Genomic DNA, 14,719 nt, shown 5'->3' on the forward strand with positions numbered 1-14,719 from the left:
CGGGGGCCTCCATCATCGTCACAGTCCGGGCATGCGACGCAGATCAAGCGTCATCGGAAACTCGGGGTGCGGGTGTTCCGGCGCCGGCCAGTAAGAGCCGGGGGTATGACCCAGTTTCTCGAATCGCGCAAGGCGGCGGGCGTCGGCCTCGTTGGTGTTCACCGGGAAGGTATCATAGTTGCGCCCCCCCATATGTGCGACATGATAGGTGCATCCGCCCAGCGCCCGACCGGTCCAGGTGTCGAAGATGTCGAACACCAGCGGCACGTTGACCGGCAGCGTCGGGTGCAGCGCCTCGGCGGGTTGCCACGCCTTGAACCGCACGCCGCCCACTTTCATGCCACTGGCACCCGTGGGCGTCAGGGGCACGGGGCGCTTGTTGCAGGTGACGGTATAGCGGTCCGGGTCCATCGCGGTCAGCTGCACCTGCATGCGTTCGACAGAACTGTCGGTATAGCGCACGGTGCCCCCGATCGCGCCGCGTTCGCCCAGCACATGCCAGGGTTCCAGCGCCTGGTTCAGTTGCAGGTGGACGCCTTCGTAATCGACCTCTCCGATGAACGGAAAGCGGAATTCCTTTTGCGCCTCGTACCAGTCCGAACGGAAGTCGAAGCCATGGTCGCGCAAGTCACGCAGCACGTCTTCGAAATCCTGCCAGACGAAATGCGGCAGCATGAAGCGGTCGTGCAGCGTGGTGCCCCAGCGCACCGGGCGCCCCTGCACCGGCTCTTTCCAGAACCGGGCCAGCAGCGCGCGGATCAGCACCTGCTGGGCAAGGCTCATCTTGGCATCCGGCGGCATCTCGAAGCCGCGGAATTCCACCAGGCCAAGCCGCCCCGTCGGCCCATCGGGCGAAAACAGCTTGTCGATGCAAATTTCCGCCCGGTGGGTATTGCCGGTGACGTCGATCAGCATGTTGCGCAGCAGACGGTCGGTCAGCCAGGGCTGCGGGGGTTCGCCCTGATCGGGGGCCGGGAAATGCGACAGGGCGATTTCCAGCTCGTACAGGCTGTCGTGGCGGGCCTCGTCAATGCGCGGCGCCTGAGACGTCGGCCCGATGAACAACCCCGAGAACAGATAGGACAGCGACGGGTGGCGCAACCAGTACAGCACCAGCGAGCGCATGAGGTCGGGACGGCGCAGAAACGGGCTGTCCAGCAGCGTCTCGCCGCCGACGACGACATGGTTGCCTCCGCCGGTGCCCACATGCTTGCCGTCGATCATGAACTTGTCGGCGCCAAGGCGGATCTGGCGGGCGTCCTCGTAGACGCCAAAGGTGATGTCCTTGCAATCCTGCCAGTCATGCGCGGGGTGGATGTTGACCTCGATCACGCCGGGGTCGGGGGCGACGCGGATGACGTTCAGGCGGCTGTCGCCAGGGGGCGTGTAGCCTTCGACATGGATCGGCAGGCCCAGCGCGGCGGCGGTTTCCTCGGCGGTGGTGAGCAGTTCGAGATAATCTTCAAGCTGTTCGACCGGGGGCATGAACAGGCACAGCCGCCCGTCGCGCGGTTCGACCGCGATGGCCGTGCGCACCTGCCCCGCCGCCGGATCCGTGGCCTGCTGCATCACCCGTTGCCGGTCGCCGGTGTCGCGTGCGGCGGTCACAGGCTGGTCGTGGCCAGGGGTGACATCGGGCAGCGTTTCCGCTTCTTCTTCGGCGATGCGAGTGAGTTCGCTCATCAGCGCGATGCGCTTTCCCTCACGCTCGGCGTGGAAATCGGGCAGGTCGTCGGCCGGCACCGAAGGATCCGCCGGATAGACATATGGAAAGGCCGTGGGTGCGATATGGGGCAGCGCCCCCAGCGGCAGGCGAAAGCCCACCGGGCTGTCGCCTGGGATCAGGAACAGATGGCCACGCCGGGTTCTCCATTTTTCCGACTTCCAGCGGCTGGCGGGCTGGTGCCTGGATTGCCACTGGCGCTGAAGCGGCAGCACATAGCCCGCCGCCTTGTCCAGCCCCCGGCTGAACACCCGCGCGATGCGCGCCCGCGTTTCGGGGTCTTTCAGCTTGCTGTCTTCGGGTGTCACGTTCACCGGAAGGTCGGCTTCCTTGATGATCCACTCGACCGGGTCCTCATAGGCAGGCTGGGCGTAATCCGATTCCAGCCCAAGGTTTTCCGCGAATGCGGTCATGAACCTGCCCGCATCGTCCGGGGTGACGCCGTCGGCGGTCTCGCGCGCCACCAGATCGGGGTTCTTCCACACCGGCAGGCCGTCGCGCCGCCAGTACAGCGAGAACGTCCAGCGCGGCAGCGTTTCGCCCGGATACCACTTGCCCTGCCCGTAATGCAGGAACCCGCCGGGCGCGAAGCGTTCGCGCAGGCGGCGGATCAGCTGGTCGGCCTTGTCGCGTTTGGTCGGGCCGACGGCGTCGGTGTTCCACTCGGCGCTTTCGAAATCGTCGATGCTTACGAACGTCGGCTCGCCGCCCATGGTCAGGCGCATGTCCTGTTCTTTCAGAACCTCGTCGACCTTGTCGCCCAGCGCGTCCAGCGCCTTCCAGGAATCCTCGGAAAACGGCTTGGTGATGCGCGGATGCTCGGCCACGCGGGTCACGGTCATGTCGAAATCGAACGTGGTCTTGGGATTGCCATCCGCGGCAAACCCGCCGGTGATCGGCGCGGCATTGCGGTAATGCGGCGTCGCGGCCAGCGGGATATGCGATTCCCCGGTCAGCAGCCCCGAGGTCGGGTCCAGCCCGATCCAGCCCGCGCCCGGCAGGAACACCTCGCACCAGGCGTGCAGGTCGGTGAAATCGTGATCGGTGCCGGACGGGCCGTCAAGCGACTGAAGATCGGGTTTCAGCTGGATCAGGTAGCCCGAACAGAACCGCGCCGCAAACCCGAGGTTGCGCAGGATCTGCACCAGCAGCCAGGAGGTGTCGCGGCACGACCCCTTCTTGTGCTGCAGGGTTTCCTCGGGGGTCTGCACGCCCGGCTCCAGCCGCACGATATAGTCGATGTGCTGTTGCAGCCTGGCATTGATGTCCACGAGGAAATCGACCGTGTTCATCTTTTTGCGCGGAATCGTCCTGAGATACTGTTTCAGATGCTCGCCGATCGGTTCGGGGCGGGCATAGATGCGCAGGTCGTTGCGGAATTCCTCGGGGTATTCGAACGGCCACTGATCCGCGATCTCGTCCACGAAGAAATCGAACGGGTTGTAGACAGTCATGTCCGCGACCAGATCGACCTCGATCTTGAATTCGCGCACCGGTTCGGGAAACACGAACCGCGCCAGCCAGTTGCCGTAGGGGTCCTGCTGGTGGTTGACGAAATGCCCCGTGGGCGAAACCCTGAGCGAATGCGAAATCACCCGCGTGCGCGAATGGGGCGCGGGACGCAGGCGGATCAATTGGGGACCCAGCGTGACCGGCCGGTCGTACTTGTAATGCGTCAGGTGGTGAATGCTTGCAGTGATCGCCATGTCTGTCCGTCCGCGCGAATTGAAGTTGCGTGTGTTGGCATTCACCTGAGCCGCAGTCAGCTTCAATGTAAACCCCGGCCGGGGATCGGGGCCGCCCAGCGGGAGCCGTGCCGGCGGCATCGCACCATCGTTGCGCATCGCGCCGCGCGCCTTGTCCGCTGGTCGCATATCGCGCCTGCGCCACAACCCGCATGACACCAGCGCGCGCACATATCGACAGGGTCTTTCGGACTGTCGCATCCGGGCCGTACGGCGGCCCGCTTGTCGCTGGCGGCGTCGCGGAACTGGTCGATGCGGCGTCAGGGCCTGGCCCCGGCAACCGCGACTGGCACGCGCAAGGTGATTCCACCGGCCGCTGGGGACGGACACCTCGGGCGTTACCCCGGCAGGCGGATCACCACCTTGCCCGTGGATTTGCGGTCGCGCAGCAGCGCAAGCCCCTCGGCCGCCCGGTCAAGCGGCAGCACATGGCTGACGTGGGGCCGGATGCGCCCGTGGGCGTACCAGTCGAACAGCGTGGCAAGCGACCCGGTCAGAAGTTTCGGCGCGAACCCGAGATAGCCCCCCCAATACAGCCCCATGACGGTCAGGTTCTTGACCAGCAGGTGGTTGGCCTTGATCTGCGGCACGTCTCCGCTGGCAAAACCGATGCTGAGGATGCGGGCCTCGGGCTTACAGGACCGGAAGGCGGCGGTGAACTGGTCTCCCCCCACCGCGTCGTACACCACATCCGCCCCCCCCAGCGCCAGAACCGCCTCGCGGATGTCGTCGCCAGTGGCATCAATCAGATGATCCGCCCCGGCCCTGCGCGCGATGTCCAGCTTTTCCGGCCCCCGCGCGCAGGCAACCACCCGCGCGCCCATCAGCTTGCCGATCTCGACCGCCGTCAGCCCGACGCCCCCGGCCGCCCCCAGCACCAGCAGCGTTTCGCCGGGTTGCAGCCGGGCGCGATGATCCAGCGCCAGATGCGAGGTGCCATAGGCGATCTGGAACGCCGCCGCGTCGTCAAACCCCATGACGTCGGGCATTATGACCGCGCGCGCCGCATCGAACACGCCGCGCTCGGCCAGCCCGCCCTGTCCGCCGAACACCGCCACCCGGTCGCCCACGGCAAAGCCGGTGACGCCCGCGCCAAGCGCGTCGACCACGCCCGCGACCTCCATCCCCAGGGTAAAGGGCAGCGCGGGGGTGTCCTGATAGGTGCCGCGCATCATCAGCAGATCGGCGAAATTCAGCCCGCAGGCGCGGATTGTCACACCGATCTGGCCGGGACCGGGCGCGGGATCGGGCAGATCGGTCAGCTGCGGAGATATGTCATGGGATACGAGGTGATAAGCGCGCATGGGGCCTCCGGATTTTGCCAGACCCTGCCCCGTTGCGACAATTCATGTCAATAACACGAAAATATCGAACGGGTGCTGTTGTTCACTCTACCTTAACGTGCCCAATGTTAACCGTCTTCACCGCTAGGGGCGCAAAATGCTTGATTCCACGCGGAAGGCCGATGTAGCTTCGCGCCATCCGGGAACGGCGAAGCTTCATGCATCTCCAGATGGGCATGGCCGCTGCGCCTATTGGCTATAGAATAAAAAGAAAAGCAGCCGCCTCAGCAGAGGGGCGTGGTAGAAGGAACAACCGATGACGCATCCCGTCGACGTCCATGTGGGTAAACGCATCCGCCACCGCAGATGGCTGGTCGGAATGACGCAGCAGCAGCTTGCCGAGCAGGTCGGGATCAAGTTCCAGCAGATCCAGAAATACGAAACCGGGGCGAACCGCGTCAGCGCCTCCAGGCTTTGGGACATCGCCGATGCGCTCGATGTTCCGGTCAGCTTCTTCTTCGAAGGTATCGAAACCGAACAGGACACGGACGATGCACCGGTCGCGGCGATGCCCGCCGACATTCTGGGCGACAAAGAAGCGCTGGATCTGGTGCGGTCCTATTATGCGATCCCCGAAAACCAGCGCCGCCGCCTGTTCGAACTTGCGCGCGTGCTGTCTGACGTGGCTTGAGCCTGTGCGCCCGCTGCGCTAGCTGATCCCAAGGATCAAGCAACGGAGCGGGCGACATGGCCAACCTGCGGGCCCCTGAAAAGGCTGATATTCCCGACACCCTCGCCTCCGGCCTATGGGATACCGCGCACGCGCTGGCGGATGCCGCGCGCGACGCCATCCTGCCGCATTTCCGTGCCCTTGGTCTGGATGCGGAAAACAAGGATGCAACAGGGTTCGACCCGGTCACCGTCGCGGACCGCGCCGCTGAACTGGCGATGCGCGAGGTGTTGGCCCGGCGGCGCCCGCAGGACGGCATCCTTGGCGAGGAATTCGGCACCAGCGCTGGCGATAGCGGGCTGACCTGGGTGCTTGATCCGATCGACGGCACCCGCAGCTTTCTAAGCGGCGCCCCCACCTGGGGCGTGCTGATCGCGCTATCGGATGCCACCGGGCCGCGCCTTGGGATCGTCGATCAGCCTTACACCGGAGAACGGTTCAGCGGCGGGCTGGGGCGCGCAAGTTACACCGGACCGCTGGGAGAGCGCCCGCTGGGCACCCGCAGCACCGCGATGCTGAACGAGGCGATCCTGTTCACGACCTTTCCCGAAATCGGCACCCCCGAAGACCGCGTCGCGTTCGAACGCGTCAAGACCCGGACCCGGCTGACCCGCTATGGCACCGATTGCTATGCGTACGCGCTGCTTGCGGCAGGGCATATCGACCTGGTGATCGAGGCGGGACTGTATCCCTATGACGTCGGCGGCCCCATCGCGGTGATCGAGGCCGCGGGCGGCATCGTCACCAACTGGGAGGGCGGCCCGGCCCATGGCGGCGGCCGTGTGCTGGCAGCGGCCAACGCCGGTCTGCACGCGCAGGCGCTGGCGCTGCTTCGGCGTTGATCGCCCGCGCCGTCAGTGCGCCCTGGCCAGCAGTGACGGCGCCAGGGCGGCCAGCTGCCGGATCATCAACGCCCCGAAAGCGGCGTTGGCGTGATGTTCGTCTTCGGGGTTTTCGTGACGGTACTCGGGCCGCATGAACCCGTCGGCGTCAACGCAGTCGGGCGGCACGTCCAGCACCGGAATGTGGCGCGCCGCCAGTTCTTCAAGCATGATCGCGCGATAGCCATCGAACATGGCGCGGACATGCTCGGGCGCCATCTGACGCAGCGTGGCATGATCGCGGAACATCACCGGCGGCGACACCGCGAGAACCGGCATTCCCACCCGCTGCAGCAAAGCGCACAGCGCAAGCACCTGTCCCTGATCCTCCATCACGAGGCGCCGGAACACCGCGCGCGAGATCGGCTGCCCGCCGGGAATCGCCGCATCGATGCTGTGGCGCGGCCAGACCATCTGATGCATCACCCGCATCGGCCAAAGCGGTGCCGACAGGGCGATCATGTCCGCGTTGATCGCGTGCGGCGGCAGGCGGTGGAAATTGCGCCGGTAATCGGGATCGACGATCTGGGCGTAGGTGCCCGCGTCGCGAAAAAACGGCGTGGGCAGAATATGCCCGCCGCCCAAGGGCTTGACCACGATGTCGATGCCGCCCGGCAGGCCATCCCGGACCTGCGCCAGCCCCTGCGACAAGGCGCCGGTGTGGCTGTCTCCGGTGATCAGGATTTTCATGGTTCGCCCTCGCCGAACACGGCGAGCAGCTCTTCGTCGCATTTGACCCGCTCGGCGCGCTCGGCTTCGGACAGCTCCGGTTCGGGCGGCGCGGGGGCGGCGGGCATCGGTGCCCCGCCCTGCGCCGCAAAGAAGGTTTTCATCACATGCGCCACCCCGTGCGGCGACACCTCGCGGCGGTCGGGTTCAAAGAAATACCCCTGCATGAACGGCTGGGTGATGATCTCGTACGAGGGAAAGTAATCGACGAAATCATGGGCGTCGCACAGCTCGCCCGCGACCGCGCGCAGCACCGATTTCGAATAGCTTGACGCGACAGCCACCTGCGCCTGCGTCGCGGTCGCCATCAACGGCACGGGGCTGACGGTCAGGAACACCTCGACCGACGGATTGAGCGCGCGCAGCTCGGTCAGGAACGCGTCCATGTCGGCGCGCACCTCGGCGGCCGACAGGTTGCGAAACCGGTGGCGCGCAGGGTCGAACGTGCCCCCCGCCGTGCCCGGACACAGCGGAAAGGCGGTGCCATCCGCCGCCGAAAGCCAAGCCTCGGTCAGTCCCAGCGTAAAGACAAACACCTCGGCCCGTTCGAACATGTCCAGCACCCGCGCAAGATGGTCGCGGCGCAGCATCTCAAGCTCGGCCACCGACGCAAAGGGTTCGGCCTCGATCGTCGGACGCAACGGGTCGACGACCCCGCCCCTGTGCGGCCAAGCGGTTTCGGCGGGGGTGAACCGCCCCTGCGCCCTGCGCAACAATTGCAGCAGCTGCCGCGAGGTGTAGACGTTGCCGTAGCGCGCCGAATACATGCCATAGCCGAAATCCATGTGCGCCTCGGGCGGCAGGCCCTTCGGCGCGGGTTCCGCGTCGATGTAATCGAACCCCGAACCGCGCAGCGCCCGACCGATATGCTGCGCGAAACAGCTTCCGGCGGTGGCGATGGACTTGCCCTCGAACAGGATGCGCGGGCTGTACCAGTCGCCCACATCCATCGGATGCCGGTGCGACACCGTCTTTTTCCAGAAGGCGCGCGGCGGCTGGCTGCGGTAGGGATGGGACATGGCAAAGCTCCTTGGCGCGATCCTAGCCGCGTCGCGCGCGGGGTCAACTCGGGCGCGTCCGTTCCGGCGCCGTCGCCGGACCAGACGGGTAAAATCCCAGCCATGTCGCAAACGGCACAGGTTTCGCCGCTGAAAGCGACAGACAGCCCCGCCCATGCGTGCGAGGGCGGATACAAGTCGATGTGCCGCGAGAGGAAACCGTCATGATCCAGGTACTGTCTTCGGTCTGGGCGCTGCTTGTCGGCATCGTCTTCATCATGCTGGGCAATGGCATGCAGTTCACCTTGATCGGTCTGCGCGGCGACATCGAAGGCTTCAGCCCCGCGCAACTGGCGGTGATCACATCCGGCTATTTCGCGGGCTTCCTGCTGGGTGCGCAAGGGACGCCGCGGATGATTCGCCGGGTGGGCCATGTGCGGGTCTTTGCAGCACTTGGCAGTTTCATGTCCGCAGGGCTGATCGCCTTTCCGCTGTTGACCGATCCCATCGCCTGGACCGTGCTGCGCCTGCTGGTCGGATTTTGCATGTCCGGGGTCTATGTCACTGCGGAAAGCTGGCTGAACGATGCCTCGACCAACGCGACGCGCGGCAAGGTGCTGTCGGCCTACATGATCGCGCAGACGCTGGGGCTCATCGGGGCGCAAGGCTTGCTGACGCTGGGCGATGCGGCCACGTCGGTTCTGTTCATCGGAGCATCGATCCTGGTGTCGGTGTCGTTTGCGCCGATCCTGCTGTCGGTCAGCCCGGTGCCCGCCGCCGCGATCACCCGGCCGATGTCGCTGCCCCGGCTGTTTTCATTTGCGCCGCTCAGCACCGTCGGGATTCTCATCCTGGGCGGCAGCTATTCGACCCTGCTGGGGATGGGCGCGGTGTTCGGCACGCAGGCCGGGCTTTCCCGGAACGAGATCGCGCTGTTCGCCGCCATGCCCTTTGCCGGGGCGCTGCTGCTGCAATATCCCATCGGCTGGCTGTCCGACCGGATCGACCGCCGCCTGCTGATCACCGGCTGTGCCGTCATTGGCACCGCCGCCAGCGCGCTGGGATGGATCGGGGGCGATGACCCGGTGCCGCTGTTCGCCGCGGCCTTCATCGCCGGGGGGGTCACCACGCCGCTTTATGCGCTGTTTCTGGCCTATACCAACGACTACATCACCGTCGAAGACATGCCCGCCGCGTCCGGGGGGCTGGTGTTCACCTTTGGCATCGGGGCCATCGGGGGCCCCTTTCTGACCGGCTGGGCCATGCAGGCGATCAGCCCCTATGCGTACTGGCTGGCACTGGCGCCGACCTTTGCGGCCATCGCGCTGTATGCCGCATGGCGCATGACCCGGCGCGACTCGGTGCAGGTGTCGGACACCGAAAGCTATCTCGGCGTCCTTCCCAGCGCCTCGCCCGTCGCGGTCGAGGCCGCAGGAGCCTGGGCAGTAGAGCAGGCAGAGGGCGGCGACGCGCTGGGCTAAGGGTCGCGGATCACAATCCCGCCCCGCGTGCGATCGCACCGGCCTGTTGAGTCGGGCACAGACCGATGCGACCAAATGATCTCTTGATAATTCGACTGGCTGGGGGTGAAAACACCCGCGTCGCAGGCAGGCCCGACAGTGCGACCCGAACACCGCTTCGACCATCGCGCGACGGCGCGGGATCATTCGCGTCTTGATACCCCCCGCCCGCACGCGATAAGGCAGGCGCCATGAGTCACCCTTGCGGAGCCCGCGTGTCCCGTTTCACCGCCCCCCTGCTTTTTGGCCTGATCGGCGCCGGTATCCTCGTCGCGCTGGGGACGTGGCAGATGCAGCGGCTCGATGAGAAACTGGGCATACTGGCCCAGATCGAGTCCCGCATCAGTGGCCCGCCAGAGCCGTTGCCGGTCGTGGTGTCGCCCGCGGATCAGAAATACCAGCCGGTCGCCCTGCAAGGGGAAATCCTGCCGGCAGAGATCCGCATCCTCGTGAGCCGCAAGCAGGTTGGCGCGGGCTATCTGATCGTGTCCCCCTTTCGTACCAAGGATCGCCTGATCCTGCTGGACCGGGGCTTTACCCGCGCCGAAAACAAGGACGCGGCCCGCACCTCTGGCCCGGCCGAGGTGGTGGGCAACCTGCACTGGCCGGACGATCGCAATTCGGCGACCCCCGAAAACGATGTCGATGCCAACATCTGGTTCGCCCGCGACATCGCGGCCATGGCCGAACAGCTGGGAACCGAACCCCTGCTGGTGGTGGCCCGCAAGATCGACCCCCAAGACCCCGATATCGAGCCGATGCCGGTGGACACCGCCGGCATTCCCAACGATCACCTGCAATATGCCATCACTTGGTATTCGCTTGCCGTGGTGTGGCTGGGCATGACCGCCTATTACATCTCGCGCCAACGCAAGACCGGAGAGACCTGAATGCGCTATATCTCCACCCGCGGCCAATCGCCGTCGCTGAGCTTCGAAGAGGCCATGCTGTCGGGGCTGGCGCGCGATGGCGGGCTGTATGTGCCCGAAACCGTGCCGACCCTGTCGTCCGATGACATCCGCGCCCTGCACGGGCTGTCGTATGAGGAAACCGCGTTTCGCGTGATGCGCCCCTTTGTGGGCGACAGCTTTACCGATGCGACATTTGGTGACCTGATCGCCAGGGCCTATGCGGGCTTCGGCCACGATGCGCGCGCACCGCTGGTGCAGTTGGCGCCGGGGCATTTTCTGCTGGAACTGTTTCACGGCCCGACGCTGGCGTTCAAGGATTTCGCCATGCAGCTGATCGGCCAGCTGTTCGAAGAGGCGCTGACCCGGCGCGGCGAACGCGTCTGCATTGTCGGCGCGACCTCTGGCGACACCGGCAGCGCCGCGATCGAGGCGTTCCGGGGTCTGGACGCTGTCGACGTGTTCATCCTCTATCCGCATGGCCGCGTGTCCGAGGTGCAGCGCCGCCAGATGACCACGCCAACCGAGACCAACGTGCATGCGCTCGCGATGGACGGGCATTTCGATGACTGTCAGGCTCGGCTCAAGGATATGTTCAACGATTTCGCCTTTCGTGACGAGGTGCGGCTGGCGGGCGTGAACTCCATCAACTGGGCGCGGGTGCTGGCACAGGTGGTCTACTATTTCAGCTCTGCCGTGTCGCTGGGCGCGCCGGACCGCACCGTCAGCTTCACCGTGCCGACGGGCAATTTCGGAGACATCTTTGCCGGATATATCGCCAAAAAGATGGGCCTGCCCATCGACCGGCTGGTGGTCGCCACCAATCAGAACGACATCCTGCACCGCTGCCTGACCTCGGGCGATTACGCCACCAGCGAGGTGCATCCGTCGATTTCGCCGTCGATGGATATTCAGGTCAGCAGCAACTTCGAACGGGTGCTGTTCGATGCCTATGACCGCGATGGCAAGGCCGTGGCGCAGCTGATGGACGAGCTGAAGGCAGGCGGATTCAAGGTCAGCCAGGGCGCACTACAGGCCCTGCGGGAAAATTTCGATTCGGGGCGCGCGTCCGAGGGCGAAACCCTTGCCACCATCCGCACCGCCCAGGGCACGATGGGCGAGCTGCTGTGCCCGCATTCGGCCATCGGTGTCAAGGTCGCCGGCGAACACCGCGACCCGACGGTCCCGATGATAACCCTTGCCACCGCCCATCCGGCGAAATTCCCCGATGCCGTCGAAAAGGCCAGCGGCATCCGCCCGCCCCTGCCCGACCGCATGGCCGACCTGTTTGATCGCCCCGAACGCCTCACCCGTGTCGGCAACGACCTGACGGCCCTTGAAACCCTGATCCGCGAGCGTACCCTGAAGTGACCGTCGAACTGACCACCCTTTCCAATGGCCTGCGCATCGTTTCGGAACGTATGGACGGGCTACAGTCCGCATCCATCGGCATCTGGGTGTCGGCCGGCGGGCGCAACGAGCGCCTCGAACAGAACGGCATCGCACATTTCCTGGAACATATGGCGTTCAAGGGCACCGGAACCCGGACCGCGTTGCAGATCGCCGAGGCGATCGAGGATGTGGGCGGCTATATCAACGCCTATACCTCGCGCGAGGTGACAGCGTATTACTGCCGCGTGCTGGAAAACGACACGCGTCTTGCCATGGAAGTTATCGCCGACATCCTGCGCAATCCGCTGTTCGACCAGCGCGAGATCGAGATCGAGCGCGGCGTCATCCTACAGGAAATCGGCCAGGCGCTGGATACCCCCGACGACGTGATCTTCGACTGGCTTCAGGATCGGTGCTATCAGGACCAGCCGCTGGGCCGCACCATCCTGGGCGAAACCGCCAACGTGCGCGGCTTCAGCCAGGACGACCTGAAGCGCTTTGTCGGCGAACATTACGGCCCCGAGCAGCTTATCCTGTCGGCGGCGGGCGCCGTCGATCATGCCGAACTGGTCGCGCAGGCCGAGGCGCTGTTCGGAGACATGCCCCGGCGCGGCGCGATGGCCTTTGAACCGGGGCGGTTTACCAGCGGCGAAATGCGCCGGGAAAAGCCGCTGGAACAGGCGCATTTCGCGCTCGCCTTCGAGGGGCCGGGCTATCGCGATCCGGACTTTTACACCGCGCAGATCTATTCCATCGCGCTTGGCGGGGGCATGTCGTCGCGGCTTTTTCAGGAGATCCGCGAAAAGCGGGGCCTGTGCTACACGATCTTTGCCCAGACCGGCGCCTATGAGGACACCGGCCTGATGACCGTCTATGCCGGCACCAGCGGCGACGAAATGGCGGACCTGGCGGGCATCACCATCGACGAGATGAAGCGCGCCGCCGAAGACATGTCCCCCGAAGAGGTCGCGCGCGCCCGCGCCCAGATGAAGGCAGGCATGCTGATGGGGCTGGAAAGCTCGTCCAACCGGGCCGAACGCATGGCCCGCATGGTGCAGATCTGGGGCGATGTCCCCCCGATCGAGGACACGGTCGCCAAAATCGACAACGTCACCACCGGCGATGTGCGCGACTTTGCCGAGCAGATGGCCACGACCGCCCCCGCAGCACTGGCGCTGTACGGCCCGGTAACTAAGGCGCCGGATCTAGGCACACTTCAGGCCCGCCGGGCGGCGTGATGCTGGGCCGGAAGCGCAGGTTCCGGCTGGATACCGAACGGCTTGTGCTGCGCCCGCCGCAGCACGGCGATTTCGCGCCATGGGTGTCGCTGCGGGTGGAAAGCCGCGCCTATCTGGTGCCGTGGGAACCGTCCTGGGCAACCGACCACCTCAGCCGCCGCGCGTTCACCAACCGTGTCTATTGGGCCAACAGGTCCGTCGCGGCGGGCACGGCGGTGCCGTTGTTCATCTTTCGGCGCGACGACGAACAACTGCTGGGCGCCATCACGCTGGACAACATCCGCCGCGGCCCGGCGCAATCGGGCGTTCTGGGATACTGGACCGGACAGCCCTACGCGCGGCACGGATACATGCACGAAACCATCGCGGCGCTGGTGCACCACGCGTTCGACCGGCTGGACCTGAGCCGGATCGAGGCGGCCTGCCTGCCGGAAAACGTCGCCTCACGCGGGTTGCTGGAACGGTCGGGCTTCAAGTTCGAAGGCGTGGCGCAAAGCTATCTTCAGATCAATGGGCGCTGGCGGACCCATGTTCTGTATGCCTCGCTGCGCCATGACCGGCGCGGCAAGACCCAGATCGGGTGACCTGATCGGGGCGGCGCGCGCGCCCTGAGCGTGAAAAACCGTCATCTGACACGATTGTCAGGCCGGTGCGCGCACGGACCTGATAGCCTGACCTCACGCACCCCGGAGGTCACAGATGCTGCGCCCGCTCGCCACAGTCGCTTTCGTCATTGCCACATTCGCCCCGCCACTGGCGGCACAGGACGCGCGCCGCCCATCCCATTGCATCGCCATTGCCGATGCCGCGCCCGGCCTGCGGTATCTGCACAAGGCCGCGTGGAGCGACCCGATCCCCGATCATGCGGTGCGCATCCACTACATTGCCCATGCCAGTTTCATGATCCAGACGCGCGGAGGGCTGGCGGCGATCACCGATTACAGCGGCTTTGTCGGCCAGACCGGGCTGATTCCCGACATCGTCACGATGAACCACGCTCACAGCACCCACTGGACCGCCAGCCCCGATCCGGCAATCCCGCACATCCTGCAAGGCTGGGGCGCCTTCGGGCAGGGCATCGAGCATCACCTCGATCTGGGTGAAATGCTGGTGCGCAACGTGTCCACCGACATCCGCTCGCAATATGGTCGCGCCGAAGAGCGCGGCAATTCGATTTTCGTGTTCGAGGTCGAAGGCCTGTGCATCGGCCACCTTGGCCATCTGCACCACGAACCGAACGACCGCCAATATGCCGCGCTCGGGCGGCTGGACGTGGTGATGGTGCCCGTCGACGGCGGCTATACCATGGGGCCAGACACCACGGTCAAGGTGGTCGACCGGCTGAAAAGCCGCATCATCCTGCCAATGCACTGGTTCGCGGGCAGCGCGCTGGAACGGTTCATCGCCGATGTGTCGGACCGGTTCGCCATCGACCGCCGCGCCGGCCCCGATATGCTTGTCAGCCTGCGCGACCTGCCCGCGCGTCCCACGGTCGTGGTCTTGCGGCCCGAATGGCTGAGCGACTGACCCCCTTGGCATCCGCCGCGAACAATCGCAGTCTTGGCGCCCGAC

At 65.6% G+C, this 14,719-nt stretch carries 12 protein-coding genes; 8 read left to right on the top strand and 4 right to left on the bottom strand.

Annotated features, from left to right (window positions below):
* Positions 1-18 precede the first annotated feature (18 nt).
* Both ATI53_RS02625 and ATI53_RS02630 read right to left on the bottom strand, forming a co-directional pair.
* Positions 19-3,429, bottom strand: coding sequence for a transglutaminase family protein (locus tag ATI53_RS02625; RefSeq protein ID WP_009507142.1), 3,411 nt, complete (start codon positions 3,427-3,429; stop codon positions 19-21).
* Positions 3,430-3,806: 377 nt separating this feature from the next.
* Complete coding sequence (locus tag ATI53_RS02630; protein ID WP_009507140.1) at positions 3,807-4,772, bottom strand: NADPH:quinone oxidoreductase family protein; 966 nt, start codon at positions 4,770-4,772, stop codon at positions 3,807-3,809.
* A 295-nt stretch (positions 4,773-5,067) separates the two neighbouring features.
* Here ATI53_RS02630 and ATI53_RS02635 point away from each other — a divergent pair, with 295 nt between their 5' ends.
* Both ATI53_RS02635 and hisN read left to right on the top strand, forming a co-directional pair.
* Positions 5,068-5,442, top strand: a complete 375-nt coding sequence (locus ATI53_RS02635) for a helix-turn-helix domain-containing protein (protein WP_009507139.1) — start codon at positions 5,068-5,070, stop codon at positions 5,440-5,442.
* A gap of 56 nt (positions 5,443-5,498) precedes the next feature.
* Positions 5,499-6,323, top strand: a complete 825-nt coding sequence (gene hisN, locus ATI53_RS02640) for a histidinol-phosphatase (RefSeq protein WP_190325547.1) — start codon at positions 5,499-5,501, stop codon at positions 6,321-6,323.
* Between the two features lie 12 nt (positions 6,324-6,335).
* Here the strand turns inward: hisN and ATI53_RS02645 are convergent, their stop codons facing one another.
* Together ATI53_RS02645 and ATI53_RS02650 are read right to left on the bottom strand one after the other, a co-directional pair.
* Positions 6,336-7,052 (bottom strand): hypothetical protein, encoded by a 717-nt coding sequence (locus tag ATI53_RS02645; protein ID WP_111549677.1) that lies wholly within the window; start codon positions 7,050-7,052, stop codon positions 6,336-6,338.
* Entirely contained in the window at positions 7,049-8,110 is a 1,062-nt protein-coding gene (locus ATI53_RS02650) for a GSCFA domain-containing protein (RefSeq protein WP_009507134.1), read from the bottom strand. Before ATI53_RS02650 ends, ATI53_RS02645 begins: the two co-directional genes overlap by 4 nt.
* A 203-nt stretch (positions 8,111-8,313) precedes the next feature.
* Here ATI53_RS02650 and ATI53_RS02655 point away from each other — a divergent pair, with 203 nt between their 5' ends.
* From ATI53_RS02655 to ATI53_RS02680, 6 genes are all read left to right on the top strand, one after another.
* Positions 8,314-9,570, top strand: a complete 1,257-nt coding sequence (locus ATI53_RS02655) for an MFS transporter (protein ID WP_111549679.1) — start codon at positions 8,314-8,316, stop codon at positions 9,568-9,570.
* A gap of 254 nt (positions 9,571-9,824) precedes the next feature.
* Complete coding sequence (locus ATI53_RS02660) at positions 9,825-10,499, top strand: SURF1 family protein (protein WP_009507130.1); 675 nt, start codon at positions 9,825-9,827, stop codon at positions 10,497-10,499.
* Positions 10,500-11,888: a threonine synthase gene (gene thrC, locus ATI53_RS02665; protein WP_111549680.1), complete on the top strand. Its 1,389-nt coding sequence runs from the start codon at positions 10,500-10,502 to the stop codon at positions 11,886-11,888.
* On the top strand, positions 11,885-13,147 hold the full coding sequence (locus ATI53_RS02670) for a M16 family metallopeptidase (RefSeq protein WP_009507126.1): 1,263 nt from the start codon (positions 11,885-11,887) through the stop codon (positions 13,145-13,147). Before thrC ends, ATI53_RS02670 begins: the two co-directional genes overlap by 4 nt.
* Positions 13,147-13,731: a GNAT family N-acetyltransferase gene (locus ATI53_RS02675; RefSeq protein WP_009507124.1), complete on the top strand. Its 585-nt coding sequence runs from the start codon at positions 13,147-13,149 to the stop codon at positions 13,729-13,731. The genes ATI53_RS02670 and ATI53_RS02675 overlap by 1 nt, the downstream gene beginning before the upstream one ends.
* Positions 13,732-13,846: 115 nt before the next feature.
* On the top strand, positions 13,847-14,674 hold the full coding sequence (locus ATI53_RS02680; RefSeq protein WP_009507122.1) for an MBL fold metallo-hydrolase: 828 nt from the start codon (positions 13,847-13,849) through the stop codon (positions 14,672-14,674).
* The last annotated feature ends 45 nt before the right edge of the window (positions 14,675-14,719 follow it).

Source organism: Salipiger aestuarii, assembly GCF_003259905.1.
Taxonomy (GTDB): domain Bacteria; phylum Pseudomonadota; class Alphaproteobacteria; order Rhodobacterales; family Rhodobacteraceae; genus Salipiger; species Salipiger aestuarii.

Bases quoted from the DNA above. Each gene is read 5' to 3' on its own strand.
- ATI53_RS02645 (WP_111549677.1), bottom strand. From the start codon at position 7,052: ATGAAAATCCTGATCACCGGAGACAGCCACACCGGCGCCTTGTCGCAG.
- ATI53_RS02635 (WP_009507139.1), top strand. From the start codon at position 5,068: ATGACGCATCCCGTCGACGTCCATGTGGGTAAACGCATCCGCCACCGC.
- ATI53_RS02680 (WP_009507122.1), top strand. From the start codon at position 13,847: ATGCTGCGCCCGCTCGCCACAGTCGCTTTCGTCATTGCCACATTCGCC.
- thrC (WP_111549680.1), top strand. From the start codon at position 10,500: ATGCGCTATATCTCCACCCGCGGCCAATCGCCGTCGCTGAGCTTCGAA.
- ATI53_RS02625 (WP_009507142.1), bottom strand. From the start codon at position 3,429: ATGGCGATCACTGCAAGCATTCACCACCTGACGCATTACAAGTACGAC.
- ATI53_RS02675 (WP_009507124.1), top strand. From the start codon at position 13,147: ATGCTGGGCCGGAAGCGCAGGTTCCGGCTGGATACCGAACGGCTTGTG.
- ATI53_RS02655 (WP_111549679.1), top strand. From the start codon at position 8,314: ATGATCCAGGTACTGTCTTCGGTCTGGGCGCTGCTTGTCGGCATCGTC.
- ATI53_RS02630 (WP_009507140.1), bottom strand. From the start codon at position 4,772: ATGCGCGCTTATCACCTCGTATCCCATGACATATCTCCGCAGCTGACC.
- ATI53_RS02650 (WP_009507134.1), bottom strand. From the start codon at position 8,110: ATGTCCCATCCCTACCGCAGCCAGCCGCCGCGCGCCTTCTGGAAAAAG.
- hisN (WP_190325547.1), top strand. From the start codon at position 5,499: ATGGCCAACCTGCGGGCCCCTGAAAAGGCTGATATTCCCGACACCCTC.